This is a genomic window from Bowmanella sp. JS7-9, assembly GCF_004329715.1.
GTDB lineage: Bacteria > Pseudomonadota > Gammaproteobacteria > Enterobacterales > Alteromonadaceae > Pseudobowmanella > Pseudobowmanella zhangzhouensis.
Window position 1 is genome coordinate 1 of the sequence record NZ_JXSY01000007.1, and the last position, 25,247, is coordinate 25,247.

Genomic DNA, 25,247 nt, shown 5'->3' on the forward strand with positions numbered 1-25,247 from the left:
CCAGCCATTTCATCACGGCCTTACCCGATGGCACATTCCAGGTTTTGGCTTGCTGATAACGCTGTGACCAGCCATCAATCTGGCGCTGCACATAGCCCTCCCCCTTGGCCAGATTACTTAGCCCGGCCTGGTGAATATCAATTTGGTGCAGTTCAATCATGCAATCCAGCACGTTTTCACACAGCTGGCGGGTCTGCTCTGGTGTCATATCGACACCGCGGGGCAGATTTTTGCGCGGAATAATGCCGGTGAGCTTTTCCATCACATAAAAATCGCCCCCCAACACGGCCTCGTCCTCACACAGTGCCAGCATCTCTGGCACATAGCGGTAGACGGGCTTGATCGCCCGCTGTAAGCGAAACTCGCGCCCCATATCGTGCGCGCCTTTAGCCTTGGTGCCTTTGGGGGCTCTGCGTAAAATCACCTCGCGCTGTGGATAATGCAGACAATAGGTCCAGTTCGACGCGCCACCGCTGTATTGGGTCACCTCGGGCGAGCCGCTGAGTCCGGCAACCTGACCCTGCAGCCAGTTATTTACCGGCTCAAGCGGTAACTCTTCACCACTTCGCACCGCTTTGGCCTGATCGATTACCGATTTACTCACCCTTACGCTCCTGATGTTCAGCCAGCATGCGTTTCACCATGCCGCCGGTTTTCTTCGCCATGGTGGCCAGATAACGAGGGCGCGACAGGAACTTCTTCAGCCGGTATGCCAGGCGCCCTTCCGGATGGGTAACAATCAAAAATTGCTGTTTTTCCACCGCATCGAGAATATACGCCGCCACTTGTTCGGTGGTCATGGTGGCCTTGTCGAACATACGATCCATCATCATCCGCGCCGTAGGCTCTGAGGTACGCATGGACTCATCCAGATTGGTTTTGAAAAAGCTCGGACACACCACATGCACGTCGATGTTCTGCGGCTTAAATTCCAGATACCAGGTCTCCGACAGCCCGACCACCGCGGCTTTGGCCGCATTATAGCTGCCCATACAGGGCACCGGCGTGATACCGGCCTGTGAGGCAATATTGATAAAGCGGCCGCTGCCCTGCTTGCGAAACATCGGCAAAAAACGCTGGCTAACGCGCACCATGCCCAGCACATTGATATCCATCACCCATTGCCACTGCTCGATACTCTCACCCAGTAGGCTACCGCCGGTAGCAACACCGGCATTGTTGACCACGGTATCCACCCCGCCCCAGCGCGTCTGCAGGATATTGGCCAACTCGCTGATGTCGGACTCGGAGGTAATATCACAATGCACATACAGCACATCCGCCACCTGCCCTTGCAGCTGGCTGACCACCTCTTGGCCGCGTTCGTCGTTCACATCGGCGATACAGATTTTCGCCTGCTTGCCTAACCGCTTGGCCCAGGTTTCTGCCAGGCCTTTGCCCAAGCCCGATGCCGCGCCGGTAATTAAAATCCGCTGCATATTAACGTCCTGTGTATTTGGCCAGTTCCAGCCGCGAAACCATGCCCATGTGTACTTCATCCGGGCCGTCTGCAATACGCAGAATCCGCCCCATGGCATTAAAGTATGTCAGCGGCAGATCGTCATTCACGCCCGCCCCGCCGAACATCTGGATAGCCATATCAGACACCCGTTGCAACATATTTGGCACCACCACTTTAATGCTGGAGATATCGGTCATGGCCTGTTTTACCCCCAGCTTATCGATTTTCCACGCAGCCTGTAAGGTCAGCAAGCGCGCCTGGTCGATCAGCATCCGCGCCTCGGCCACCCGTTCCAGGTTACCACCGAGCTTAATCAGCGGTTTACCGAACGCCTGACGGGATAGCCCGCGTTTAATCATCAGCTCCAGTGCCCGCTCTGCCGCACCAATGGCGCGCATACAATGGTGAATACGCCCCGGGCCTAAACGCCCCTGCGCAATGGCAAAGCCTTTGCCCATGCCAACCAGCAGATTGCTTTTCGGCACGCGCACATCAGTAAACAGCACTTCACCGTGGCCATAGGGCGCATCGTAATCGCCACAGGCGGTCAGCATGCGCTGGATCTCCACACCGGGGCTATCCAGCGGCACAATCACCATGGAATGCTGATTATGTTTATCATTGTCCGGATTGGACAAGCCCATAAAAATCGCGACTTTGGCATCCGGATGGCCCAGGCCGGTGGTCCACCATTTGCGCCCATTGAGCACCAACTCATCACCATCTTCTACTATGGTGGCCTGCATATTGGTGGCATCGGATGACGCCACCTCAGGTTCGGTCATGGCAAATACCGAGCGGATCTCGCCAGACAGCAGTGGCATCAGCCAGCTATTTTGCTGGGCCTGATTACCAAAGTGATACAACACTTCCATATTGCCGGTATCCGGCGCATTACAGTTAAACAGCTCGGCGGCAAACGCGACTTTGCCCATTTCTTCCGCCAGCGGCGCGTAATCCAGGCAACTTAGCCCCGCGCCTAATTCGGCATCCGGCAAAAATAAATTCCACAACCCCGCCTCGCGGGCTTGTTGTTTAAGGGTATGGATCGCCGCAGGCACCTGCCAGTGGCGAAAATCACGCCCCTCATTGAGCCGCTTGTTGTCGGCCAGAATCGCCTTTTCCTGCGGGTAGACATGCTCCTGCATAAAGGCTTTGAGGCGCGCCTGATACTGCTGTGATTTCTCGCTGTGACTAAAGTCCATGATTGCTGTCTCGCCAGATTAGGTCACCTCAGCTTACGCATAACTTTTATATGAATGAAATGAATTTAATTGATAACCTACAATGAATTTCATTCACAATAACCAGCCATGCTCGATCCGAAAACCATCGCCCAACTGGATTTGAATCTGCTCAAGGTATTTGAGGTGCTGTACCAACAGCGCAATATGTCGGCCGCCGCGCAGATTTTGTGTATCAGCCCCTCGGCGGTTAGCCATGCCATGCGCCGTTTGCGCACCACGTTGCAGGATGATTTATTCGTGCGTCAGGGCCAGCGCATGCAGCCAACGCCGGCATGTGAACGTATTGCACCGGCGCTGATTGCGGCGTTAACCCGCTTGCGTGAGGTGCTCAGCCAATGTGGTGAGTTTTCCCTTGCAACCAGCACCCAGACCTTTGTGCTGGCGATGCATGATGCGATAGAAGCAGTATTATTGCCGGCATTACTGCCCTTGTTGCAAAGCATGGCGCCGAATACCCGCTTACACAGCGTAAGAGTAGAGCGGGATAACATGCCAAAATTGCTCGCCTCCCGGCAACTGGATATGGCCATCGATGTGGCATTGCCGCTTAAAGCACCGATTCTGCACCGGCCCTTATCGCGGGATAAATTTGCCGTGCTGATGCGCCGCGACCATCCGCTGGCAACGGGTCTCAACCAGCAGACCTATCTGGCTGCACGGCATATCACCGTATCATCGCGTGCCAGTGGCCCGGCGCTGGAAGACATCGGCCTGTTGCAACAAGGAGTGAACAGGGATATTCATTTGCGCTGTCAAAGCTATCACAGTGCCCGCCATCTGGTGTCGGGTTCAGATTTACTGCTAACCCTGCCATGGCTGATTGGCCAGCACTTACAGTCACCCGCTACGCTGCTGTGTGACTTGCCCCTTAGCCTTGCGCCTATCGACTCACAAATTTACTGGCACCAGCAGACCGATCAGGATCCGGCCCTGAGCTGGCTACGTGCGCAAATAGAACAGTTATTTGTTAGCGGGCAGTTAACGCAAGGCGCATGATACAGGCGTCTTCGCGGCCACTGGCGGTGGGGTAATAATTTTTACGTACATCGATATGGCTGAAACCACAGGCCTGATACAGGCTAACGGCGGTGTGATTGGACGCTCTGACTTCAAGAAAGATCATACTGGCAGCCCGTTTGGCAGACTCGCTGATCACATGTAACAGCAATTGTTTGCCCAGCCCCTGCCCTCGGGCAGACGGCACCACCCCCACGTCCATCAGGGTCACTTCATCCAACACCTGATGGCACAGGTAATAACCTTGCACGTCATTACCTGCGGTAATCACATAACTAAAGTACGGCGCACTGAGGCCATCGGCAAAGGTGTTTTTCGACCAGGGAAATGACTGACAGGTGCAATGCACCGAATAGGCCGCGTCCAGCGTATCGGCACTAAGTGCGACTAGTTCTGCCATGTTTGCAGGACTTGCCATAACTGCTGTTTCAGGTCGGGGCTGTGCTTGAGTTGTAGCAGCGCCGGCGTGACCAGCGTATTGCCGTTGACCGCGAACTGCTCGCCCTCATTCCAGATCAGCGCCGGATCATGGGGTAACGCGCATTTCACATCATTAACGAACACATCACTGCTTTCGAACAGATTGGGCAACTCCGTTACGGCCTGCGCCTGAACTGCTGGTGTAAACTCCTCAGCAACGGGCTCAGGCAGCGCCTCTTCTCGTGCTGGTGCCGGTTGCGTTTGCACCGGTTCACCCATCCCCATCGCTTGCTTCAGCGCGGCAATCCCACTGGCGGGATCCGCTGATTTGGCCAAAGCCACTGGCGCGGCATGCACCAGCTGTTCAGGTGCCTGCACCAGTAGTTCAGGTGCTTGCACTTCATTTGCTGTGGCGGATTCTGGCATAGCCACAATCGACCCGGCCTCGCGTATATGGGCGGGGGCATCGTCACGGATAGACCAAACCGGGATCCCCAGCTCAGTCAGTACCGCTTGTTGATAAGGCGTGATTTTTTGCATGGCGGCAAGATTACCACTGCGCGCAGTCAGAATCATCTACTGATGTGCCCTATCGGCTGCAAGGCTGACTCCGTGGGGCTCTAGAGGATTCAGACAAATTCTGTTACCCAACTTAACTTGTCGCCCCGCCCGTAGGTGTTTACTTTCACCATTAACAACTGAGGCCAGGAGCCAAATCCGGTGAATGTGATTCAAACCGAGCAATTACAAAAGGCCTATGATGGTCTGGCGGTGCTACAAGGCGTCGACTTGCAGGTGCCGCAAGGGGCGGTCTTTGCCTTTTTGGGTAATAACGGATCGGGCAAATCCACCACCATTCGCATCTTAACCGGGTTGCTACGCGCCGATGCCGGCAAAGCCGAAGTGCTCGGCATGGATATCACCCGTCAGCGCCTGCCGGTTCTGGCACAGATTGGCGCATTGGTGGAATCACCGGCGCTTTACCCCAACTTAACCGCCGCAGAGTGTTTATCCATTGCCTGCCGCCTGAAAAACGTCAGCCTCAGGGACATTGACCGGGTGTTGGATGTCGTGGAAATGCGCGCGGCAAGGCAGCGCAGGATTGGTCAGTTTTCGCTGGGTATGAAACAGCGTCTGGCCATCGCCATGACGCTTATCGGCGCACCCAAGCTGCTGATACTGGATGAACCCACCAACGGCCTTGATCCTCAGGGCATGCAGGATATTCGCACGCTGATACAGCAGCTACCGGCACGGCAGGATTGCAGCGTGTTTGTCTCCAGCCATTTGTTGGATGAAGTAGAAAAAATGGCCAGTCATGTGGCGCTGCTGCATAAAGGGCGGGTAATTGCGCAGGAAAACCTGCTGACCCTTAAACAAAAGCAAGTCCGGCGTTTAAAACTGGTTTGCCACCCGTTAGACAGCACCGCTGAGCTGCTTGAGCGCATGTCGCTACGCAGTGAACAGGACACAGATGGCCTGTGGCTGGATGGTCTGTCATCAGCCGATCTCACCCCGTTACTGCAACATTTGCTTGCCCACGATGTGGAAATTTTTGAAGCCCGCTGGCATCAACCATCGCTGGAAGATTGGTTTGTGGGGCAACAAACGCAGGCATTGGAGGCGTCCCATGCAATGGCTTAACTTATGGCGCATTGAGTGGCTGAAAACCCGCCGCACGTTTGTGTTACTCATGCTGTTCCTGTGCCCGCTGGCTACCGCGCTATTCCCATTGGCCCAGCACCTGCACAATGGTGGCGCGACCATCGAGGCCAAAGGCTGGGACGTTTACTGGCAAAACGCGGTACTCATGTGGACGTTTCTGATGATGCCGATGTTTTGCGTGTTGTCCTCTGCGCTGCTGGTGCAAAGTGAGCACGTGAATCAGACCTGGCGGGTAATGCTTACCCTGCCGGTCAGTCAGGCACAATTGTATCTGGTGAAGTTGCTGATGGCCTGGAGCTTTGTGGTGCTGGCTGGGTGTTTAATGCTGTTGCTGTGCGCTGCAGGCGTTGCGCTCTTGGTGTGGCAGGGCTTCCCGGCCCATGACGCGTTTGCCTATCCGTTTATCAAAACCATGGGGCTGGTTGCACTGAGTTGCTTCCCTATGGTGGTGTTTCAGCATGCGGTGAGCTGGCGCTTCACCCATTTGATGGCAATCCTCACCATCGGGCTGGTAACCACGCTGGGGATTTCCTTCGTCGCCCGCTCGGAATACTGGGTCTATTACCCTTGGGGTTACCCCATGCTGGCGTTGAGTCCTGCCGATGAATTATCTCATCAGGCCCTGCTGCTCAGCGGTCTGGTCGGTGGCTTGATGGCGCTAGTGACTACCTGGTGGTTTGGTAAGCGCGAGGTGGGGGTGTAGCCTGTCCCGTGGAGACAGCGCTGCTTTTGTCCGGAACGAAATTAAGTAACTTGTTACATTTCACGCACTACAGACAAAAGTAAGACCAAAAACAAGATAAAAATTATTGAATACAAAGGAATTTTTCTAAGTACATAATTTCTCGCATCGCCTGGTGGAGTCATCCATGTTAATAACTTTGCGATGAATGAAATTCTTTTTCTTTCTAACTTGTCGCCTTTCACAACTAAGTGGTACTTCTTACTTACGAACACGCCACCATATTTGGATAAATCTGTTTCTAACTCGCATTGCTCTCGAGCAATAGCGGCTTCGTTATCGGCGATTACTTTTGTAACACGCAATAGCATTTTGCCGTCATCAGTTTCCTTGATTGAGCATTCTACGGGGTTTGTTCTTTCATGGATGTATCTAAAGCCACCCTGTACCGACCGGTCAGATTGGAATAAGAATGTAAACATTATCGGAACTTTTTTGGTGTTACTGCTCTTCAACCAGTCGTATCCATTAACTCTTGAGAAATGTAACGCCGCGCACAGCGGCTTGGTAACTTGGCACGTAATTGCGAAGCGAAACTGAGCCACCTGTTACGAGTCCCGCTTCAGTGGCTTGTTATATAACCTTTTTCGCGAACCAATGTATGGGTCTGCGTAAGTAAGCAAAACAAACTAAACCAACAAATACACCTATTAAAACTCTCATTCCTACGGAGTTATCTGCATATAAACTTTCACCGACTCTAAGCTCTACCAACAGGCTCTTATCTTTCTGGTGTTTCCCTTTTATTTCTTTGCCTGTCATAAGGTTTAGGAACTCTTCACAAGTCCTATAAGTACCAGAGGAAAAGTACTCATTGCCATTGATGGTGAAATAACCTCTATATTTGCCTCTTGAGCTAGCTTTGCAACTTAATTCACTATTAGTTAAATCGATTGACTCAATATTTTTATCAACCCGCACGATCAATATATAAATCACACCTAATGTGATAAAAATTGCCGCTATAGTTGCATCTAGAGCAAGTTTAAAGTTGACGGTTTTCACTGAACCCCATGGTTATATAACACCCCAAGAAGGGGCAATTGCATGTGGGCTAAAATATGGAACGAAGTGACGGGAGCCCACATGTAGTTGTCCCGTTTGCTTGGTTTGTTATGTTGCTATGCTGTAAAAAAAGACCACTTACTAGTTGTTCTTACACGCAAATTTTCAGGTGTTTGTTCGATACTTTCAATTTCTTCGATGGCAAATGGTAAGGTTGTTTGGTTTTCAATAGCAAGTAGTTCATTTGGGTACACCAGAAGAGCATTTTTAAACGTTCTACCATCTTTAAGGTGTAGGTTTACAATGGAAGCATCTTGCTTGAATTCTTCGAAAGGACCGAAGGCTTCTACCAATTTTAGTGGTATTTCAAATCCGTTCAATTTCTGCCTTCCTTACAACATAACGCTTCAAGAAGGGGCGCCGCTTGCGACGTCCCTCTTGCTTGATTTGTTAGCTACGGTTTTACCTTTGATATTGATATGCATATGCTCCCAATCATGGCTTGAAACCACATCAAAGTGTTTGAGGTTTGCACATCTTGTAACTATCAGCTTTTTCAAATTTGGTGCAAACTCAAAAACCGATTCTATCGATTCAAGGTTTCTACAATAATGAATTTGCAGCTCCTCAAGCTCAGGTAGATAGGGCATGCCATTCAGTGAAGTGGGATTACACCAGTTAAGATCAAGTTGTTTCAGATTTTTCGGCAGTTCGATGCTTTCGTAGGTTTTATCTTTTGGTTTGAATCTCCAAACATCAAGCCCCCGAAGTGAATCTAGTTCCCCAAGGCCGCTATCTTTGTGAATTGGATGCCAAACTGCCTTTCGAAGATTGGGGAATTTTGAGAAATCGATGGGGGGCCGCTTTTCATGGATTCCGAAATAGGACAAGTCTTTTAGGGAATAAAGCCCACCTATATCTTTGAGAGCGATTTCCCAGAACCAAACCTGTTTAATGGATGGTATTTCGCTAAGAAAATCCAGGTTCTGCTGTTTAAAGCCAAATACTGGACACCCGAAAGCGCCAAGAATTCCTCTATCTTGAATCTCTTTTATGCAGCTCTCAATTTGGTTTGTCTCAATCCCCAGAGAATGAGTAATACCTAAGTCTGCTGTTTCTAAATATTTTCCGATTCTTTCAATTGGCATAGTTCTAAGTAGCTAACATCTAGCTCAACGGCGCGCTGTGCGCGTCCGTTGTAGTGCCTTGTTAGCTGGGTGTCGGACAGGAGTCACTGTGACAGTCACTGAGGGGTGTTTTGACAACGCTGCTCTCCCTGATTTAACTCACCGCCGTAATGGGTGGGCTTTCCTTACTTGAAGCTGGCTCGCTGGGTCCGGCTGCAAGCATGCTTCAGCGGCCTCCGCTAGCGCTTCAAGCGTGCCAGAAATTGCGCACCCTCGCTAGTCGATTTTACTCTTATCGCGCCGTTTCTTATCGTTGCTCATTATGACGATAAGCACTCTCGAATAAGCGGCGGCAGCTAACATCTAGCTCAACGGCGCGCTGTGCGCGTCCGTTGTAGTGCCTTGTTAGCTGGGTGTCGGACAGGAGTCACTGTGACAGTCACTGAGGGGTGTTTTGACAACGCTGCTCTCCCTGATTTAACTCACCGCCGTAATGGGTGGGCTTTCCTTACTTGAAGCTGGCTCGCTGGGTCCGGCTGCAAGCATGCTTCAGCGGCCTCCGCTAGCGCTTCAAGCGTGCCAGAAATTGCGCACCCTCGCTAGTCGATTTTACTCTTATCGCGCCGTTTCTTATCGTTGCTCATTATGACGATAAGCACTCTCGAATAAGCGGCGGCAGCTAACATCTAGCTCAACGGCGCGCTGTGCGCGTCCGTTGTAGTGCCTTGTTAGCTGGGTGTCGGACAGGAGTCACTGTGACAGTCACTGAGGGGTGTTTTGACAACGCTGCTCTCCCTGATTTAACTCACCGCCGTAATGGGTGGGCTTTCCTTACTTGAAGCTGGCTCGCTGGGTCCGGCTGCAAGCATGCTTCAGCGGCCTCCGCTAGCGCTTCAAGCGTGCCAGAAATTGCGCACCCTCGCTAGTCGATTTTACTCTTATCGCGCCGTTTCTTATCGTTGCTCATTATGACGATAAGCACTCTCGAATAAGCGGCGGCAGCTAACACTTAAATATGGGGCACAAACAGGCAGGCTACAATGGCGAAGCCGCCTGCGTGTTTGTGTCCCAGCCCGCCTGCGGGCGACATAATTTTTTTGTTATGTGACTGTCTATTAAAACTACGGAACATACACCATGCCAAACTCATATTTGTAGCCTGAAGCTAAGGGATAGACACGACCACTTAAAACCAGATCGCTAACACCTTCTTCCGTTGTACATAAATCGACAATCAAATCCCAATAATCCCCTTGCCATTGATAGCATGAACGTTCCCAACATTCCGCAATTAAAGGCATTAAACAACAACCATATTCAAGAACATTTTCTCTGTTTAATTTGGCTAAATCACTGGATTGGAGATAGACGTTTTCCGGGGTATTGTGGAGTTCAAAATTATCATTAGTTAATTGAACAACCACATCGAAAATGGAGTCTTTCCACACATTGGGTATCGCATATTCCTTTTCCAGATCTTTTAATGGCAACTCCATTCTTCGTCATCCTTGAGTCACATAACGCAAAGCACACGGGCGGAAAAACGCGTTAGCGTTTGACGTCCCAGCAGCCGCAGGCTGCGAGTGATGCGCCTTGTTATGTGTTTTTGAGTTTGCCATTAATTCTTTTACCTAAAAAAATACCAGCAGTAACCCCGATAATTAACTCAGGTATTAAACCTAACAAAAGTAGCAAACCAAACCCCATATCGTCTTCTAGACGATGTCGTTCAATACCAGTAAAGCCATTAATATACATGGAGTACTGTGTAATGAGCTCAGAACCAGTTTCGATTGAAATTACTGTAAGAACTATTATCGAAATTAAATAAACAACAATTCTCTGAATTCTTTGCTTCATCTGGATTCACACATAACGCTTTAAACAGCGGAAAACACGAGCGGAGCGAGTGATTTTCCGATGGTTTAACTTGTTATGTTTCATTTTCACACTATTGCCCTTGAAAAACATGACAGATTTCGCCTTTACTATTAGTAATGCGCACAGTTCCGCCTAGATAATACGCATCCATTTTTTTACCTTTAACAACAGTGCCTTCTGCAATGACAACTTTTCCATAACAGTCCAATGAAGATATTTCATCGTATTCAAAATCTACATTGAGCATTATTGCTTTCTTCAATCTTATTTGACCAGCACCGTTCCGGGCATCTAAATCCTGAAAAAGTGATAAGTTAGGGTAAATTTCGAAAATACCAGAAGTGAGCACAAGTCTTCCTTCCAGACTAGAGGCGTTTTCTTTAATAAATTCAATAGAAACAGGCTTATCTTTGTCATATGCACCTTCAGTACAGCCTGATAGTAATAATAAAAGCACAGCCACAATGCATAATCGACACATATTCATCCAGAAACATAACGCCCAAAAAAACGGCGCATTTATGCGTCCGGTTTATTTTGTTTGTTATGTGAAATTACACGCTTACCATGGAAGTTCCACATGACTTTCATGCTGACACTTTCCACGACGCTATCCTTAAATTTGTCGACTTTTGGGCATCTTATTACAAGGCCATTTGAATGTGTTGGTAAAAGTTCACCAGTTAAATCAGTGCAACTTGCAACTAAATCACCTTCACTAGTGTAAGCCTCAAAATCGATTCCAATGCCTTGCCATACATGATCCCCTCGATTCGTAACTACTCCTGAAACTTCAATCTGCTGCCCCAAATCTTTATAGGTTTGCAGACTAAAATACAAATCGTTACTTGGATCAAAATACTCATCAGGTAAATTACTCCCAAATAACTGACTTGAATCAATAACATACATATCTTTCATTTCAGAGATAGTAGACTTCATTTCTTCAAATACACGTGTCCGTTCGGTTTTTACCATTTGGAAATGAATTTCATCAATGATAGCCATACCAATTCCGAGCAAAATCCCGATTGCAAGATACTTACCTATGAATTTAAGCACTTACTCTCCTTTTCACATAACGCCGTTTTAAGGGGCGCAAACCGCTGGCTATACTGCGCGCAGCGCCAAGCCAGCGAGTTTGCGTCCCAGCCCGTTGTTTGGGCGATTTGAAAACCTTGTTAGGTGAACCAGCACAAATGCCTAGATAAAGCATTGATACTAAAAGCCAAAGTGTCGATGGCTCACTAACCTGTAATACACCAAATGTGAGAGTGGTTGCGGCCTGGATGAAATGTGGGCTTTGAGATGTACGGCTTTCGAAGTAATAATGCGCTTGAGGCAAGTAATCATAAGACAACCAGTTACCGAGATTGTAACCATTAAACGTCCATTCAAACACCCGACTAAAAGTTCCAATCCCTTCTTCGATTTGCAAAGTTGTTGAGAACTGATAATCCGCAGGGTTCCAACCAGTGAAAAATGCAGCACGGATGCTTAGCGAATCTGACACCGACTTCTCTCCAGTGACACTTATTCTAATGCTCACCTCTTCAAGAACGCCAAAAGACTCCTCCCAAACTTGGTAAGGGTTGTAAGACCAAGCCCATGCAGAAACTTGGTCTGAGTATTCATAGGGTTTAACGTTCCAAGTGCTATCGAATGTTTGATGTAAAAATGAGGCGCCGCTCAACTTGGAAAAGAACAAAAGTATCAGAATTGAAATCCGTTTCATAAGTTCACCTAACAATTTAATAGTGCGCGATTGGGTCGTTTTTCTACCGACGCATCGCGCGTTTTTGTCCTGCCGCATTTTTAACAGATCCCGTAAGTGATTGCTATACAGTGCATTTTTATCTGTGTTGCTAATTGGCAACGGGACAAAAACGACCCAATGGGTCGTTTTCCTGAATATAGGGGAAATATTTCGAAACTGTGTATTTTTACAGTGTTCTTAGCATTTAGTAAAGGGAGTAATTTTTTGCGGTGACGAAGGCAAACAAAGGGGATATTCAGGCACAAAAAAACCGCAAACAATGTTGCGGTTTCTTCGGAATAAATGGCAGGGGTGGAGGGACTCGAACCCCCAACCATCGGTTTTGGAGACCGCTGTTCTACCAATTGGAACTACACCCCTGCAGACGTGCGGAATTATACTGATGCGTTAATAAAGGTAAAGCAAAAGCTCAGTGCTTTTGTGCTGTTTGCTGCTTTTCTGCGCGATTAGCCGGTTTTATCGCGGTTGGCGGCATACCAAAGTGCGTTGGTCAGCTGAACTAGTGGCTGCATTTGCTCCATGCCAGCCTGTATATCTTCGCGCCGAATGCCGGTAGCTGATGCATAGTTTGCGGCAAGTTGCTGGGCATCGGCGTCACTGAGTTGGTTTATGGCGGCGCAACTGGCCAAATCGAAATAACGATTCGATAGTGCGGCGTATTCCCAATCCAGTATCACTCCGGCTGGCGCTTTTAAAACATGGCCAAAAGACAAATCATGATGACAGAGCACCGATTTATCGGCCTGCGCCCAGACGGCCTCGCAGGTGGCGATTGCGGGCAGGAATATCTGCTGTTCAGTGGCCGGCAGGTGTTTAAGATAGCAATGCCAGTGAGCAACTAAGTCCAGCGCAGGCGTGTTGATAGTCAGCCCGTGGATCTGCCCCAGCGCAGTAGCCAGCAGGCTGAGTTTATCCGGGTCTTGGTCGGCAAAGGTTTGTACCTCGCACCATTGTTCCAGCCAGATTTGCTGACAGGCAGACAAGTACACCGGCTCAGCGGCCATGCCATGCCGTGCCAGTTGTTGCTGTAAGGCAAATTGCGCGGCTCTGTCCAGTGGCACTCGTTGCTGTGCGCTCAACCATTTGAGCAGCAGCGTTTGCTCTGCAACTTCGAGGCGAAAACAACGATTGATTTCGCCGCCTGGTATTTCGCGCAATCGGCATGCGGCTAACGGCCAGGGAAAATCCGGCAACGCCGTCAGCATAGCGATTAAGGCGGGATCAGGCTGTGGCAATGTCTGCCTCAGTGCTTTGCTGCCACTGGTGGTACCCATACACCGCCATGATCACGTACAGCCCCATCAGCAACGAGGTCAGATACAGGCCAAGCTGCCAGTTAAACCATACCGCCAGCGCATCAATGCCTATCCAGTACAACCAGTTTTGCAGCACCTTTTGCGCCACCAGCCAGGTGGCAAACAGGCTGAACACGGTGATCAGGGTATCTGCATATTCCAGCGTGCTGACGCTGCCGCTGACCGACATATGGGTGGCGGCAACGCTGAGTAACAACAGACTGGCCACCGCCACCCCATGAAATGCCATGGAGCGCGAGCCGACCTGCAGTGGACCATCGCCTTCGCCATGTTGCCATGACCACCAGCCATACACCGCCATCACCAGATAGTAAGCATTCAGAAAAGCCTGCATTGGCGCGGCTAAATCCAGATACAAATAGGTGTAGATACTGGTGCTGACAAAAGCCGCCGGCCAGCACCAGCGTACCTGCCGCGCCGCCAGCCACACATAGGCCAGCGCCGTGACTACCGCCACCAGCTCCAGCCAGGACTGGTTATTCCACTGTTCTGCCAGATCGGCCCACCACATCATTCGCCGCTTCCCATCGCATCACCATTTAAAAACTTGCACACAAACGCTGCCTGACCAATTTCCTGATGGCTGCGCTGCATCTCATCCGCCAGAATTTGCATAGTACGCTGATATTCTCCCATCACTACTGTCGAGGTCATGCCGGTATTAACCTCCAGTTCGGCATAGCTATTCAGCCGCTCGATAAAGGCCTTAATCGGCGGAATGTACTGTTCGTTCAGCGGATACAGGGTAATTTCTGCCACCAGTTTCATCACGGCTCCTTAAAATTGATAGTCCAGTGTCACACCAAACTGACGGCCATTACCCAGTTGGTAATATGGCTCTGGCGTTTCGTAAAAATCACGCGGGTCATTGCTGAACCCGCCAAATCCCCGAGTGTAATAGGTTTGATCGGTCAGATTCGATGCCCACAGGCTCACGCTATAGCCTTCCTGCTGCCAGCGCAAATTGGCGTTAACCAGCAGCAGACGTTTGGCCTGCTCATTATGCCCGTCGGAGAAGTAATAATCCGCTTTGCCATCGGCATCCAGATACAGGCTCAGGGCGTCGGTTAACTGATAGCGCATGCCTACGTGGTAGGTATAGTCCGGCGCCTGCGCCTGCTGGCGCTCGGCAATGTAGTCACCGCGGGCGGTGGTGTAATTACCATATTGGGCGTTGAGTAAACCGACACTGGCCGCCAGATAGAGATCATCATTAACCTGATAACCGGTTTCCAACTCCAGACCATTGTTAAAGCCGTTATCGGCATTGGCAATCACATCAAAAAATTCGGCAGTTCCATCGCCGCGCTGCTGCACATCATAGTCGGCGATCTGAGTATCCTGACGCTGCATGCTGAAAACGGCCAGACGGAAGAATCCCGCGTCATCGGCGAAGCGGCCTTTTACCCCGACTTCCAGGTTCCAGTTATATTCCGGCGCGAAATAACGTTTGGCCTCACTGACATTTTCATCCGGGTTAAACCCACCGGCTTTGTAGCCACGGAAAATACCGGCGTACCACATGCCGGATGGCAGGGTCATATCCAGCACCAGTTTACCGCCGAGCATGCTGTCCGACACTTTGGCGGTAAAGCCACTGTTGTCGTTAAACGTTAGTTGGTAGTGGTCATAACGCAGCGCACCGGTCAGTTGCCAGCTGTCACTTAGCTGCCATTGCTGCTGGCCGTATACCGCCAGATTGGAGGGTTGATAGGTACTGGCGTAATCCTGTTCGCTGTAAGTGTACTGACGCTGGGCCGACTCATCCGCGTCTGACCAATACACGCCGGCTACCCATGCATTTTGCGCGGTGGCCGGCGAACTGACGCGCACATCCAGCGTACTTTGCTGGCGCTGACGACTGTAGTGGTCGGTCGACTGATATTCCCACGGATGAAAGCCAACATAGGTCCAGTCTTCATCGTATCCGTAGGCGGTATGGGTGTTGCTGTGGGTGACAATAGTCAGCACCTCACCCCAGGGCTGTTGCCAGCGTGCTTTTAAATCCACTGCGCGGGTCTGCTGACGATCAAAACCCGGTTCATCGGAACGGGTCACCCCGTCATTATCCAGCGAAAACGCGTCGTAACCGTTATCTACATCAAAAAAGTGCAGCCCCATATCCAGAGTCAGCTGCTCTGTGGCCAGATAACGCAGTTTCAGGCGGCTGGTCAGCTCGTCTAGACCATTAGTATCGTGGCGATCCAGATACTGGTTATACACAAATCCGTCACTTTGAAATTGCTGCGCGGCAAATCGGTAGAACAGTTTATCTGTCAACGCGCCACCGTGGGCCAGCCCTAAATTGAAGGTATCTTTCCCCGCGGCGGTGGCAGTCAACAAACTGGTTTGGTTGGCATCGGCCGCGGTGGTGGTAATTTTCACCATACCGGCCAGCGCCGCCGCACCGGTATTGCTGGATTGTGGTCCGCGCAGGATCTCTACCTGCGCCACATCAAACAGGGTCGCTGCGCCGCCTAAGCCAGACATATCCACATCATCAACCAGCAATCCTACCGATGGGTTAATCGGCTCGGCATACTGACTACGCTCACCAATGCCGCGAATTTGCACGAAACGGCCGCGACTGGCGCCGCTGTTGAAATTGACATTGGCGGCAATATTGAGGATTTGCTCGATATGGCGCGCCTGGCGTTGCTCAATTTGTTGGTTGTCCACGATAGAGACGCTGGCCGCCATGGTCTGCAGATTCTGCACTGTGTAATCGGCGGTTACCTGGATGGTTTCGATGTTGTCGTCAGCCATCGCTGACATTGCCAGTAAAACGCCACTGGCCAGAAGTGTTTTTTGCATGCTTGGATCTCTTCGTCGTAATGCGTTGAAAAGATCCGGTTTTCGGCTGGTATTCGGGTTGAGTAGAGCTAAGCAACCATTCCTACGCCGGTATTATCCGGATCAGGTCAAAGGGTTTCCGTTGTTCGGATCTCAGCCGGCCGATAATCATCGCCAGCACCCCCTGGTGCGTATCCCATGTAACTTGTTGGAAACGCGCGGGCATTCTAACAGGCTATAAATTGGGCGCAAGAGGCGCCGCTCTGACCAGTTGAATTGCCTTTACTTAAATAAAGTGGCTGAGTAAGGTTAAATCAGTGCCGTAATGAGTTGATTTATGTTGCAAATTTCCAAGGCGGACAAATTCGGTAGCTTTACCCTCCACTATGCCAATCAGGTGCTGCATGCTGAGGTTCATGGCGTCTGTGGCCTGAATCTGGCCCAATACTTTGTTGATGCCGTCAATCAAATCGTTGAACAGATAGATGATCCTTATTGGGGCTATTTGGGTGACCTTTCGGCGCTGGATGGCTTTAATCAACAAGCGCTGGATATTATTTTCCCGGCACACCGCCTCGCCATCGCCAAAGGCTGTGTCGTGGATGCTTATTGCTTTGACAGCCCTCTGACCCGCACGCAGATTCAGCTCATCCGCAGCAGTGCCGGTATTCAATCGTCATTGAACGAACGGGTGTTCCACGAACTCGGCCAGGCCAACGCCTATTTGCGCCAACAACTGGCAAGCATCAGCCAGTATTCCCGCTCACGTTAACTGGCTATTTTCCTTTTGTATCAGTAGGCTAACGCTATTACCCAAACTTTTGCGGGAAGTGTTATGCCCTCAACGGAGTCGTTGTTAGCTTTTATCGTCACGGCCATTTTACTCAGCCTGTCCCCCGGCCCTTCCAACATGTACATTATGGCGCGCAGCATGAGTCAGGGCGCCCGTGGTGGTATCACCGCAGCAGCCGGTTTAGCGGTCGGCTCGTTTATTTATGTGCTGGCCTCCGCCTTTGGGCTGGCAGCGGTGTTTATCTATTCACCGTTAGCCTTTACCACGCTGAAAGTGTTGGGTGGCTTATATTTGCTCTATCTGGCCTGGCAGTATTTCCATGCCAGCGGCCAAACCCAGATCAACACCCATCTGCGCAAGCGTCCGGGCTGGCGTATCTTTCGTCAAAGCATTGTTGTCGAGCTTAGCAATCCGAAGACGGCATTGTTTTTTATCGCATTTTTACCGCAATTTGCTGACGGCCCAACGGAATCTTTTACCCAACAATTGCTGTTATTGGGTAGTCTGTACGCCATGATTGCGTTTTGCTGTGATCTGTTAGTGGCCAGCATTGCCGGTGTATTGGCTAAATGGTTATCCGGCCACCCCGGTGCGGTGCGATGGCAGGACAGAATCAGCGGCGGACTGCTCGGCTTACTGGCCGGCATTATCTTGTATGAGGAATGGCAGTCAGCCGAATAACTTACAACAGGAGTTAACCCGTGACGATTCTCGCGAAATTGCTCAAAGCATTAAATTCTGAAGCCAGCCCCTGGCAAATCGCCTTTGCCATTATGTTTGGCATGTTACTGGGGCTAACGCCCACCCTGCGCCTGTTCGGTGTGGTGATTTTATTACTGGTGTTGGTACTGCGGGTCAATCTGGCCGCGTTTCTGGCATCCTTTGCCGTGTTTACCATTCTGGCATTTTTACTCGACCCGCTGATGGCATCGGTGGGGGATGCATTATTGACCTCTGCCAGCCTGCAAAGTACCTGGACGGCGATGTACAACAGTGATTTCTGGCGCCTGACCCAGTTTAACCACAGCCTGACGCTGGGCAGTATCGTGATCGGGCTTTGCCTCGCGCCATTTATTGCCATCGGCGCCAAAATCGGTGTGGTTCAGTATCGTGAGCGGGCGATGAAGTGGGTCAATAAACTGCATGTGGTGCAAATGGTGAAAACCAGTAAGTTTTACTCCATTTATCAGTCGGTAGGAGGTTAAGTATGCGTAATGTAATTCGTTGGCCCGGACTACTGGCGTTTGTACTGGTCATTGGTCTGATTGCCCTGATTAGCATGCTGTTTATCGACAAGGCCGTGAAATACGCCATTGAGTCGCTGGGCGCAGATGCCACCGGCGCCGAAGTTAATGTCGGCAGTGTCAGCCACCGCTATTCGCCGTTTGGCTTTACGGTTGAGGACATTCAGGTCACCAATCACAGCGCTCCAGAGAATAATCAGGTGCAGATTGCGCGCGCCAGCGCGGATGTGGATCTGCTCGCCTTGTTGATGAATAAAGTCATCATTGATGAACTGACAGTCGATGGCGTGCAGTTTGATCAGCCACGAAAATCACCCGGCGCGGTCTATCGCCAGCCTGCCGCCGATGGCAGCAATAGTCCGTTTAACCTGCCTGACAATATTGAAATGCCGTCGGTAGACGAGATCATGGCCAATTCACCGCTGAAAACCACTGCGGCGGCCAATGAAGCTGAGACGGCCTATCAACAACATAAGGCCGCGGTCGAGCAGGCTTATCAGGCACTGCCAGATAAAAAGAAAATAGAGGCCTACAAAACCCAGCTTAAAGCCCTGCAGGACGTTAAGTTGAGTAAGCCCGAGGATGTGATTGCGGCAGAAAAAGAATTTAAGCAGCTAAAAGAAGCACTGAAACAGGACAAACAGAAGTTTGCGCAGTTCCAGCAAACCCTGGAAACAGCCAAACAGGATCTTGGTCCCAAGTTAGCCGCCTTAAAAGCCGCGCCCGGACAGGATTTTGATCTTCTCAAAGGGCTGGTTGCCGGTGATGCCGCCGCGTTTGGTGAACTGACTGAGTCAGTATTTGGCCCACAGGCGCGTAAATGGAGCGACAGCCTGTTTGCCGCGCTGGATATTGTCGGCCCCATGTTGCAACAGCAGGCCGAGCAGGAAGCAGAGCAAAGCCGTGCGGCAGGTACCTGGTACAGTTTCGATGACACCACCGCATTACCCGGCTTTTTGATCCGTAAAGCCAATGTGTCGATTGTGGTCAAAGGCCAGTCCATTGCCTCTAACTGGCAGGACATTACCACCGAGCACGAGGTCCTCGGACGCCCGACTCTGTTTAGTGTGGATTCGAAAAATTCACCGCTGTGGGATCTGCTGAATATTCAGGGCCAGCTTAGCCTGGATAGCCTTGGCTTAAACGCTAACCAGCACTGGAAACTGGCAGGAGTAAAACTGCAGCAACTGGCGCTGGCCAATGCCGATAAACTGTCGGCGGTGCTGAATTCCGCGCTGCTGGCCAGTGAAGGGAGTCTGACCCTCAACCACGGCGCATTGACCGGCAGCGGCGATATTGCGCTGCGTGATGTGAGCATTGCCGCCGAAGGGCAAAACAAGCTCACCAACATACTCGCCGGTGCGTTAAATGGCATCTCGAGCTTGAATATCAACAGCGATATCAGCGGCACACTGGCGCAACCGGCGTTTGGGCTCAAATCCGATCTGGATAATCAGTTAGCCGATGCGGTTAAAGCCAGCCTGGGCGGGGAAGCCCAGCAAAAACTCAATAGTTTACAGGCTCGTTTAAACGCCAAAGCTGACCCGGCACTGGGCACAACCGGTGACGGTATGCAGCAATGGTTGAAATGGGAAGAATTGGCCGACGGCAATCTCGGCAGTGTTGAGGACATGCTCAAGGCCAAATTCGATAACAAGCTTGAGCAGGAAAAAGACAAGGTGCTGGATAAGCTGAAAGGTAAGATTTTCGGTTAGGTACCTGACGCATTCAGATGGCGGAACGAATCAGCTCAAGCACCGTCTGAATGCGCCGCGCCAGCGGTTTTCCTCTTGGCAATGCCAGATACAGCGGCTCAAACACGGCATTGTCCAGTGGGTGCACCCGGATCTGAGAGGGGGCGGCAAAGGCTTCTACCGCAAACGCCGGCAATACCGTAAAGCCAATCCCCCTGGCTACGGGCGCCAAGATCAGCCCGATCTGATTAGAATACCCCCGCAGTGGCAATAAATCCGGATGTTCAAACTGCGGGAAATTCGCGCCAAGCAATTGCTGCGCGTGATACACCCCATCCGGATGGCCAATAAAACCTAACTGTTGCAGCGCCGCCCAGGATATATCCTCAATCTCACCCGGGGTAACCAATAGCAATTGTTCCCGCCCAATCTGTTCGGTAGTGACATCTGCCACTTGCGCATGGCGAGTCATCAGCCCGATATCGACCTGAGCATGTCGGATTGCCCGCTCAATATCATCATTCGGTGCAAACGTATGGGCAATCACCAATGCGTCATGTTGCTGTTGCAGATCCAGCAAGGCCGGATACAGCTTTAACCCGACACTACCCGGCGACATTAGTGCCACACTGCCACGATAGGGTGGATCATCGGCCACAAACGTCGCCAGCTCATCCAGTTCCGCCAGCAATACTTTGCCCCGCGCCTGTAATCGGACTCCGGCGTCGGTCAGGGTGATTTGGCGGCCATCACGCACCACCAATCGGGTCGACAACTGTTCTTCCAGCTTCTGAATATGCTGACTCACGCCCGACTGGGTCATATACAAACGCTCGGCCGTACGGGTGAAATGCCGCACCTCTGCCAGCGTGCAAAAAGTCTTAAGCCAAATCGGATTCATCATCACAAATCATTATCAAAATAATAAAATATGATAATTTTTGATTATGTTAGGAGGTTTGTAAACTGTCTATCGTTAACTGTTTAGGAGCACTCAGCATGCATAAACCATATCCACGTAATTTTTCCCACATCGGCATTTCGGTACCCGATCTGGACAAGGCAGTGAAGTTCTACACCGAGGTCATGGGCTGGTACCTGATTATGGCGCCGACGCGCATTGAGGAAGATGACAGCGCCATCGGCCAGATGTGCACCGATGTGTTCGGACCAAACTGGCAATCTTTCCGCATTGCGCATTTATCTACGGGTGACCGGATAGGGATAGAAATCTTTGAATTCAACAACCAGCAAAATCCGGAAAATAACTTTGAATACTGGAAAACCGGGATTTTCCACTTCTGTGTGCAGGATCCGGACGTAGAAGGGCTGGCAGATAAAATCGTTGCCGCCGGTGGCAAGAAGCGTATGCCAGAACCGCGTTATTACTACCCTGGCGAGAAACCTTACCGCATGATTTATATGGAAGATCCGTTCGGTATTATTCTCGAGATCTACAGCCATAGTTACGAGCTGATTTACAGCGCCGGTGCCTATTAATCAGGTGTGAATCATCAGGGGCATTGCGCCCCTTGATTTACAACTGGCGATGCAGGTCCTCTGCAAGTTGCACGAGGGCCACGCGCATTGCCTGTACGGCAGCCTCATAACCTTTCCCTTCCATGCTCAGGCTCAGTGCCAGCCGCCCATTTTTTAGAAGCTTATTATCCTGTTCCAGCCAAAAACTGACCTGCACCAGCAACTGACCGTCCTCGGTCGGCAGCAACTGTTCCAGCGCGATATTGAGCTGAGTACTGTTGTAGGCTTTGGCCGGTGACATGTAACGAATATAGCGACGCTCGCCGGCGGCAATATTCAGGCTATCAAACAATTGTAGTTCCACATCCGTAGCCAGACTGCCGCCCCAAAAATGGGTCGATGAATAATGCAGCGTACCATCCTGTTTGCGCATAACCAGCGCGGCTTGCTGTAGGTAATCCGCCACCCGCAGTGGCGCCAGCGTGATCATCTCATCGCTTTGGGTTGCCGGGTAACTGGCAGGCATGCCGGTATACAACTGATGATAAACCAGACTCGGTGGCGCAGATGCGCATGCGCTCAGCAGTACCACAATCAACACCATCAAACTAATTCGCATGCTTGCCTCCGGGTACCGGCTCATTGGCTGGTGTGGCAGGGAAAACCAGACTACTGGGCTGGTTATTTACTTTCTGAATCAATGGCTGTAGCTCACGCAATGTGCGGTTGACGTTGGCCAGCATTGCATTGAGTTCCTCCTGACCTGGTGACCCCTCGGTGTAAGCCGCGCTGAGCTGATTCACATTGTGTAAGATGTCACTGATTTGTCTGGCAATATCGGCGTCATTCAACTGGTTTAGCAGCGCTTCCATTTTTTGCCCCGAGCTATCATAACGCTGCATTGTTTGTGTGATGTTGGTCAACGTCTCGCTGGCCTCGTCACTCAGTTGTTCCAGTGGCAAACCATTGAGCTTATCCAATATGGCACTGAGCTTCTGGGTGATCTGGGTAAAGTCTCCGGCGCGTGTCGGGATCACCGGATAATCCAGGAAAAGTGCCAGCTTAGCCTCCGACTCGGTGGCGAAATGTTGTAAGTCGACGATCTGTTTACCGGTGAGTAAATTTCCGGTACTCAGGCTGGCCTGCAGTCCGGTGGTGATCCAGCGTTGCAGTTGATTTTCCATCTGATGGCGGCCTTGCGCTGTGTCCGGTAAGCCGGCCATGCCGGGGAACAGTTCCAGCAATACCGGGATCTGATAATCCTGCTCTAACATTTGATAGGCCTGAGGATTATGCAGGTTCACCTCTGCCACCCGGCCAATTTGCAAACCGCGATATTCCACCGGTGCGCCAACACTCAATCCACGCACGCTGTCGCTGATTAAAATCACGAAGCGCAGCGATTCGTTGTATTTCACCGCATCGGCGCTGGCCTCGTTGGGATAGATATCATAGGTCGCCAGTTCTTCTACCGCTTCTCCGGGCAACGCATCATTAGGGATATCGAATGCCACACCATTGGTTAGCAGCGTCTCAGCATTGCCGGTGCGCAGACTAATCCCATCGGAGTCCAGATTAATTTCGACGCCACTGGCGTTCCAGAAACGGGTATTGGTGGTGAGTAGCTTGTGATAAGGCGCGTTAATAAACACATCGTAACTGACGCTGCGTCGCGCCACATCAAACGACACGCCTTCGAACTTGCCAACCGTCAGGCCGCGGTAAATAACCGGATCGCCTTCATCAAAAGCAAAGTCCTGTGCCGAGCGCAACTTTATGCGTAACCCCGGCGTGCCCACCGGTGTCACTGGAGGCTCATTTAGTCCAATAAAACGACGCTTTTCCGCGGTTTGGGTGCCAACTGACATATCGATATAAGCGCCTGACAACAGCGTATTTAAGCCACTTACGCTGTTATGGGTGATACGCGGAGAAACAATCCAGAACTGGCTACCCTCCACCAGAAAACGTTCAGTATCGGCCTGCATTTGCACGGTGACCAACACATGCTGGTTATCTGCCGACAACGACACTCTTTTGACCACGCCTACATCCACATCGCGCACTTTAACCCGTGTTTTACCTGGCTCTACCCCGGAGGCCGACTCAAAACTAATGGTAATCGTCGGGCCAATGCGGCTGAAATGATCGTACAGGATCCAGCCACCGGCCAGCGCAGCAATTAAGGGCACCAGCCATATCCAGGATAGGCTGCGCTGTGAGCGGATTTCTGCGTCCACTGCGTCCTGATTATCCATCTGCTCTCCTTGTCCAAAGCAATCTGACATCAAAGGTAATCGCTGCCAGCATCGTCATAATCACCACCAGACAAAATGCCACGACGGCAGGGCCCGGATACACCTGAATAGTTTCCAGCTGAATAAGACTAACCAGAATCGCTACCACAAACACGTCCACCATCGACCAGCGCCCGATAAACTCGACCATACGATACAGCCCGGTGCGTTGGCGTGCACGTGAGATATGTTGCACTGTGACGGTCCAGTTCAGCCAGGTGAGTACGATCAATTTCATCAGGGGTACCACCACACTGGCCAGAAAGATAATAATCGCGACCGGGTATGAACCATGCTGCCACAGACGCACCACGCCACCCAGAATGGTGTTTGCCTCGGTGTCGCCCAACGCACTGGTGGTCATTATCGGCAGCAAATTCGCCGGTAAATACAAAATAATCGCCGTGCTTAACATTGCCCATGTCAGTTGAATCGCACGCTGACGTTGCGAAGAATCAAAGGCGCCTGCGGGATTTTTTTGTCCTTGTAACGAATGCCCCAAATTAATCAGTTGCTGCCGCAAAGTGTGCATGTCCAGCCAACTGAGCGAAGCGTAAAAGCACAGGGTAAACAACATAAAGGCAAAGAAGCTGATCCCCAGCGATACGTCGGCCATATCGGCAATCTTAATCAACGACACCAGCGCCCCGAGTAAAAACACTTCTGCCATGCCCCATGGCGTTAAGCGCTGCAGTATCCGCAACACACTGTTGGCCGCAGGGAAATGCCGCGCAAATAATACCGCCAGTTGCAGGTACACAATGCACAACAGCACCAGCAAGGGGATTACCACCACCAACAACACTTGGATGAAGGCCAAAAACATAAAATCGTGGCTGACCAATGTTTGTAACCCGGAGAGCATGGATATCTCATTTCGCTGACCGGACGCCGCAAACTGCAAAAATGAAAACGGTAAAGTGAAAGCGAGAAAAATCAAAGCAGCCAGTGTACAAGCCAGACTCACCTGGTTAGCCTGTCGCCGCTGACGATGCAGTCCGGCATGACAACGTGGGCAAACCGCCTTAAATCCGCCCGGCACCCGAGAAATGCGCACGGCTAAGGCACAGTCAGGGCAATGCACTAGTTGGGCAGAGTGAAAAGAGTCAGTCACGGGATTCCTTGTCGACAGGCTTTACTAGTAGTGTAGTCACTACCACTCATTATGCTGCTTATGATTACACGCAAGCTGCTGATTTGGCTAACAATTAACCTAACCACAAAATATCGCCTGCTTTATGAGCACATTCCCGCATACGCACCGAGCCCGAATCTGCGTGAAACTGGT

Annotated in this window: 30 protein-coding genes, 1 tRNA gene and 1 riboswitch; of the genes, 8 read left to right on the forward strand and 23 right to left on the reverse strand. The window is 50.9% G+C overall.

Annotated features, from left to right (window positions below; all coding sequences use genetic code 11):
- The 3 genes from TK45_RS04525 to TK45_RS04535 all read right to left on the reverse strand — a co-directional run.
- A partial coding sequence (locus TK45_RS04525) for a phosphotransferase family protein (protein ID WP_131257452.1) occupies nucleotides 1-604 on the reverse strand: 604 nt, incomplete at its 3' end.
- The gene (locus TK45_RS04530; protein ID WP_131257453.1) at nucleotides 597-1,439 is read right to left on the reverse strand and encodes an SDR family oxidoreductase; all 843 of its coding nucleotides are present in this window, start codon (nucleotides 1,437-1,439) and stop codon (nucleotides 597-599) included. The genes TK45_RS04525 and TK45_RS04530, both read right to left, overlap by 8 nt.
- A 1-nt stretch (nucleotide 1,440) precedes the next feature.
- Nucleotides 1,441-2,667, reverse strand: coding sequence for an acyl-CoA dehydrogenase family protein (locus TK45_RS04535; RefSeq protein WP_131257454.1), 1,227 nt, complete (start codon nucleotides 2,665-2,667; stop codon nucleotides 1,441-1,443).
- A gap of 108 nt (nucleotides 2,668-2,775) precedes the next feature.
- Here TK45_RS04535 and TK45_RS04540 point away from each other — a divergent pair, with 108 nt between their 5' ends.
- Nucleotides 2,776-3,705, forward strand: coding sequence for a LysR family transcriptional regulator (locus TK45_RS04540; RefSeq protein WP_131257455.1), 930 nt, complete (start codon nucleotides 2,776-2,778; stop codon nucleotides 3,703-3,705).
- Here TK45_RS04540 and rimI read toward each other — a convergent pair.
- Nucleotides 3,677-4,126 carry a ribosomal protein S18-alanine N-acetyltransferase gene (gene rimI, locus TK45_RS04545; protein WP_165490694.1) on the reverse strand — a complete coding sequence of 150 codons (450 nt, stop codon included), beginning with the start codon at nucleotides 4,124-4,126 and terminating at the stop codon, nucleotides 3,677-3,679. The two genes, TK45_RS04540 and rimI, sit on opposite strands and share 29 nt — an antisense overlap.
- Entirely contained in the window at nucleotides 4,114-4,722 is a 609-nt protein-coding gene (locus tag TK45_RS04550) for a hypothetical protein (protein WP_131257457.1), read from the reverse strand. Before TK45_RS04550 ends, rimI begins: the two co-directional genes overlap by 13 nt.
- Before the next feature lie 144 nt (nucleotides 4,723-4,866).
- Between TK45_RS04550 and TK45_RS04555 the strand changes: the two genes are divergently transcribed.
- Nucleotides 4,867-5,790: an ABC transporter ATP-binding protein gene (locus tag TK45_RS04555; protein WP_131257458.1), complete on the forward strand. Its 924-nt coding sequence runs from the start codon at nucleotides 4,867-4,869 to the stop codon at nucleotides 5,788-5,790.
- Nucleotides 5,777-6,514, forward strand: coding sequence for an ABC transporter permease (locus TK45_RS04560; RefSeq protein WP_165490695.1), 738 nt, complete (start codon nucleotides 5,777-5,779; stop codon nucleotides 6,512-6,514). Before TK45_RS04555 ends, TK45_RS04560 begins: the two co-directional genes overlap by 14 nt.
- 53 nt (nucleotides 6,515-6,567) lie before the next feature.
- Here the strand turns inward: TK45_RS04560 and TK45_RS04565 are convergent, their stop codons facing one another.
- The 14 genes from TK45_RS04565 to TK45_RS04630 all read right to left on the reverse strand — a co-directional run bounded on the left by TK45_RS04565 (nucleotide 6,568) and on the right by TK45_RS04630 (nucleotide 16,473).
- Nucleotides 6,568-6,975, reverse strand: coding sequence for a hypothetical protein (locus TK45_RS04565; protein ID WP_131257460.1), 408 nt, complete (start codon nucleotides 6,973-6,975; stop codon nucleotides 6,568-6,570).
- Nucleotides 6,976-7,126: 151 nt separating this feature from the next.
- Nucleotides 7,127-7,558, reverse strand: coding sequence for a hypothetical protein (locus TK45_RS04570; protein ID WP_131257461.1), 432 nt, complete (start codon nucleotides 7,556-7,558; stop codon nucleotides 7,127-7,129).
- A gap of 116 nt (nucleotides 7,559-7,674) precedes the next feature.
- A complete protein-coding gene (locus TK45_RS04575; RefSeq protein WP_131257462.1) occupies nucleotides 7,675-7,938 on the reverse strand; it encodes a hypothetical protein in 264 nt (87 codons plus the stop codon).
- Between the two features lie 27 nt (nucleotides 7,939-7,965).
- Nucleotides 7,966-8,706, reverse strand: a complete 741-nt coding sequence (locus TK45_RS04580; RefSeq protein ID WP_131257463.1) for a hypothetical protein — start codon at nucleotides 8,704-8,706, stop codon at nucleotides 7,966-7,968.
- A 1,100-nt stretch (nucleotides 8,707-9,806) separates the two neighbouring features.
- Entirely contained in the window at nucleotides 9,807-10,181 is a 375-nt protein-coding gene (locus tag TK45_RS04585; protein ID WP_131257464.1) for a hypothetical protein, read from the reverse strand.
- 100 nt (nucleotides 10,182-10,281) lie between these two features.
- On the reverse strand, nucleotides 10,282-10,545 hold the full coding sequence (locus TK45_RS04590) for a hypothetical protein (RefSeq protein ID WP_131257465.1): 264 nt from the start codon (nucleotides 10,543-10,545) through the stop codon (nucleotides 10,282-10,284).
- Nucleotides 10,546-10,636: 91 nt separating this feature from the next.
- Entirely contained in the window at nucleotides 10,637-11,023 is a 387-nt protein-coding gene (locus TK45_RS04595) for a hypothetical protein (protein WP_165490696.1), read from the reverse strand.
- Nucleotides 11,024-11,085: 62 nt separating this feature from the next.
- Nucleotides 11,086-11,628, reverse strand: a complete 543-nt coding sequence (locus tag TK45_RS04600; RefSeq protein WP_131257467.1) for a hypothetical protein — start codon at nucleotides 11,626-11,628, stop codon at nucleotides 11,086-11,088.
- Entirely contained in the window at nucleotides 11,621-12,301 is a 681-nt protein-coding gene (locus TK45_RS04605; RefSeq protein WP_131257468.1) for a hypothetical protein, read from the reverse strand. The genes TK45_RS04600 and TK45_RS04605 overlap by 8 nt, the downstream gene beginning before the upstream one ends.
- 325 nt (nucleotides 12,302-12,626) lie before the next feature.
- Nucleotides 12,627-12,703: transfer RNA gene (locus TK45_RS04610), tRNA-Trp, on the reverse strand.
- Nucleotides 12,704-12,789: 86 nt separating this feature from the next.
- Nucleotides 12,790-13,617 carry a phosphotransferase gene (locus TK45_RS04615; RefSeq protein WP_131257469.1) on the reverse strand — a complete coding sequence of 276 codons (828 nt, stop codon included), beginning with the start codon at nucleotides 13,615-13,617 and terminating at the stop codon, nucleotides 12,790-12,792.
- Nucleotides 13,565-14,173: a nicotinamide riboside transporter PnuC gene (gene pnuC / locus TK45_RS04620; RefSeq protein WP_131257470.1), complete on the reverse strand. Its 609-nt coding sequence runs from the start codon at nucleotides 14,171-14,173 to the stop codon at nucleotides 13,565-13,567. The genes TK45_RS04615 and pnuC overlap by 53 nt, the downstream gene beginning before the upstream one ends.
- Complete coding sequence (locus TK45_RS04625) at nucleotides 14,170-14,427, reverse strand: hypothetical protein (RefSeq protein WP_131257471.1); 258 nt, start codon at nucleotides 14,425-14,427, stop codon at nucleotides 14,170-14,172. The genes pnuC and TK45_RS04625 overlap by 4 nt, the downstream gene beginning before the upstream one ends.
- Before the next feature lie 9 nt (nucleotides 14,428-14,436).
- Nucleotides 14,437-16,473 (reverse strand): TonB-dependent receptor, encoded by a 2,037-nt coding sequence (locus TK45_RS04630; RefSeq protein ID WP_131257472.1) that lies wholly within the window; start codon nucleotides 16,471-16,473, stop codon nucleotides 14,437-14,439.
- A gap of 62 nt (nucleotides 16,474-16,535) precedes the next feature.
- Nucleotides 16,536-16,647, reverse strand: a riboswitch (TPP riboswitch).
- A 142-nt stretch (nucleotides 16,648-16,789) separates the two neighbouring features.
- Here TK45_RS04630 and TK45_RS04635 point away from each other — a divergent pair.
- The 4 genes from TK45_RS04635 to TK45_RS04650 all read left to right on the forward strand — a co-directional run bounded on the left by TK45_RS04635 (nucleotide 16,790) and on the right by TK45_RS04650 (nucleotide 20,204).
- On the forward strand, nucleotides 16,790-17,224 hold the full coding sequence (locus TK45_RS04635) for a hypothetical protein (RefSeq protein WP_131257473.1): 435 nt from the start codon (nucleotides 16,790-16,792) through the stop codon (nucleotides 17,222-17,224).
- A 63-nt stretch (nucleotides 17,225-17,287) separates the two neighbouring features.
- Nucleotides 17,288-17,926, forward strand: coding sequence for a LysE family translocator (locus tag TK45_RS04640; RefSeq protein WP_131257474.1), 639 nt, complete (start codon nucleotides 17,288-17,290; stop codon nucleotides 17,924-17,926).
- A 20-nt stretch (nucleotides 17,927-17,946) separates the two neighbouring features.
- The gene (locus TK45_RS04645; protein ID WP_131257475.1) at nucleotides 17,947-18,450 is read left to right on the forward strand and encodes a TIGR03546 family protein; all 504 of its coding nucleotides are present in this window, start codon (nucleotides 17,947-17,949) and stop codon (nucleotides 18,448-18,450) included.
- 2 nt (nucleotides 18,451-18,452) lie between these two features.
- Entirely contained in the window at nucleotides 18,453-20,204 is a 1,752-nt protein-coding gene (locus TK45_RS04650) for a TIGR03545 family protein (protein ID WP_131257476.1), read from the forward strand.
- Between the two features lie 13 nt (nucleotides 20,205-20,217).
- On the opposite strand, the gene TK45_RS04655 is transcribed toward TK45_RS04650, so the two are convergent.
- The gene (locus TK45_RS04655; RefSeq protein WP_131257477.1) at nucleotides 20,218-21,087 is read right to left on the reverse strand and encodes a LysR family transcriptional regulator; all 870 of its coding nucleotides are present in this window, start codon (nucleotides 21,085-21,087) and stop codon (nucleotides 20,218-20,220) included.
- A gap of 95 nt (nucleotides 21,088-21,182) precedes the next feature.
- On the opposite strand from TK45_RS04655, the gene TK45_RS04660 reads away from it, so the two are divergent.
- Nucleotides 21,183-21,683 carry a lactoylglutathione lyase family protein gene (locus tag TK45_RS04660; RefSeq protein ID WP_131257478.1) on the forward strand — a complete coding sequence of 167 codons (501 nt, stop codon included), beginning with the start codon at nucleotides 21,183-21,185 and terminating at the stop codon, nucleotides 21,681-21,683.
- 37 nt (nucleotides 21,684-21,720) lie between these two features.
- On the opposite strand, the gene TK45_RS04665 is transcribed toward TK45_RS04660, so the two are convergent.
- From TK45_RS04665 to TK45_RS04675, 3 genes are read right to left on the reverse strand one after another with little or no spacing between them, the layout of a single operon-like run.
- Nucleotides 21,721-22,281: a membrane integrity-associated transporter subunit PqiC gene (locus TK45_RS04665; RefSeq protein WP_165490697.1), complete on the reverse strand. Its 561-nt coding sequence runs from the start codon at nucleotides 22,279-22,281 to the stop codon at nucleotides 21,721-21,723.
- Nucleotides 22,271-23,950, reverse strand: a complete 1,680-nt coding sequence (gene pqiB / locus TK45_RS04670) for an intermembrane transport protein PqiB (RefSeq protein WP_131257480.1) — start codon at nucleotides 23,948-23,950, stop codon at nucleotides 22,271-22,273. Before pqiB ends, TK45_RS04665 begins: the two co-directional genes overlap by 11 nt.
- Nucleotides 23,913-25,073 (reverse strand): paraquat-inducible protein A, encoded by a 1,161-nt coding sequence (locus TK45_RS04675; protein ID WP_131257481.1) that lies wholly within the window; start codon nucleotides 25,071-25,073, stop codon nucleotides 23,913-23,915. Before TK45_RS04675 ends, pqiB begins: the two co-directional genes overlap by 38 nt.
- Between the last annotated feature and the right edge of the window lie 174 nt (nucleotides 25,074-25,247).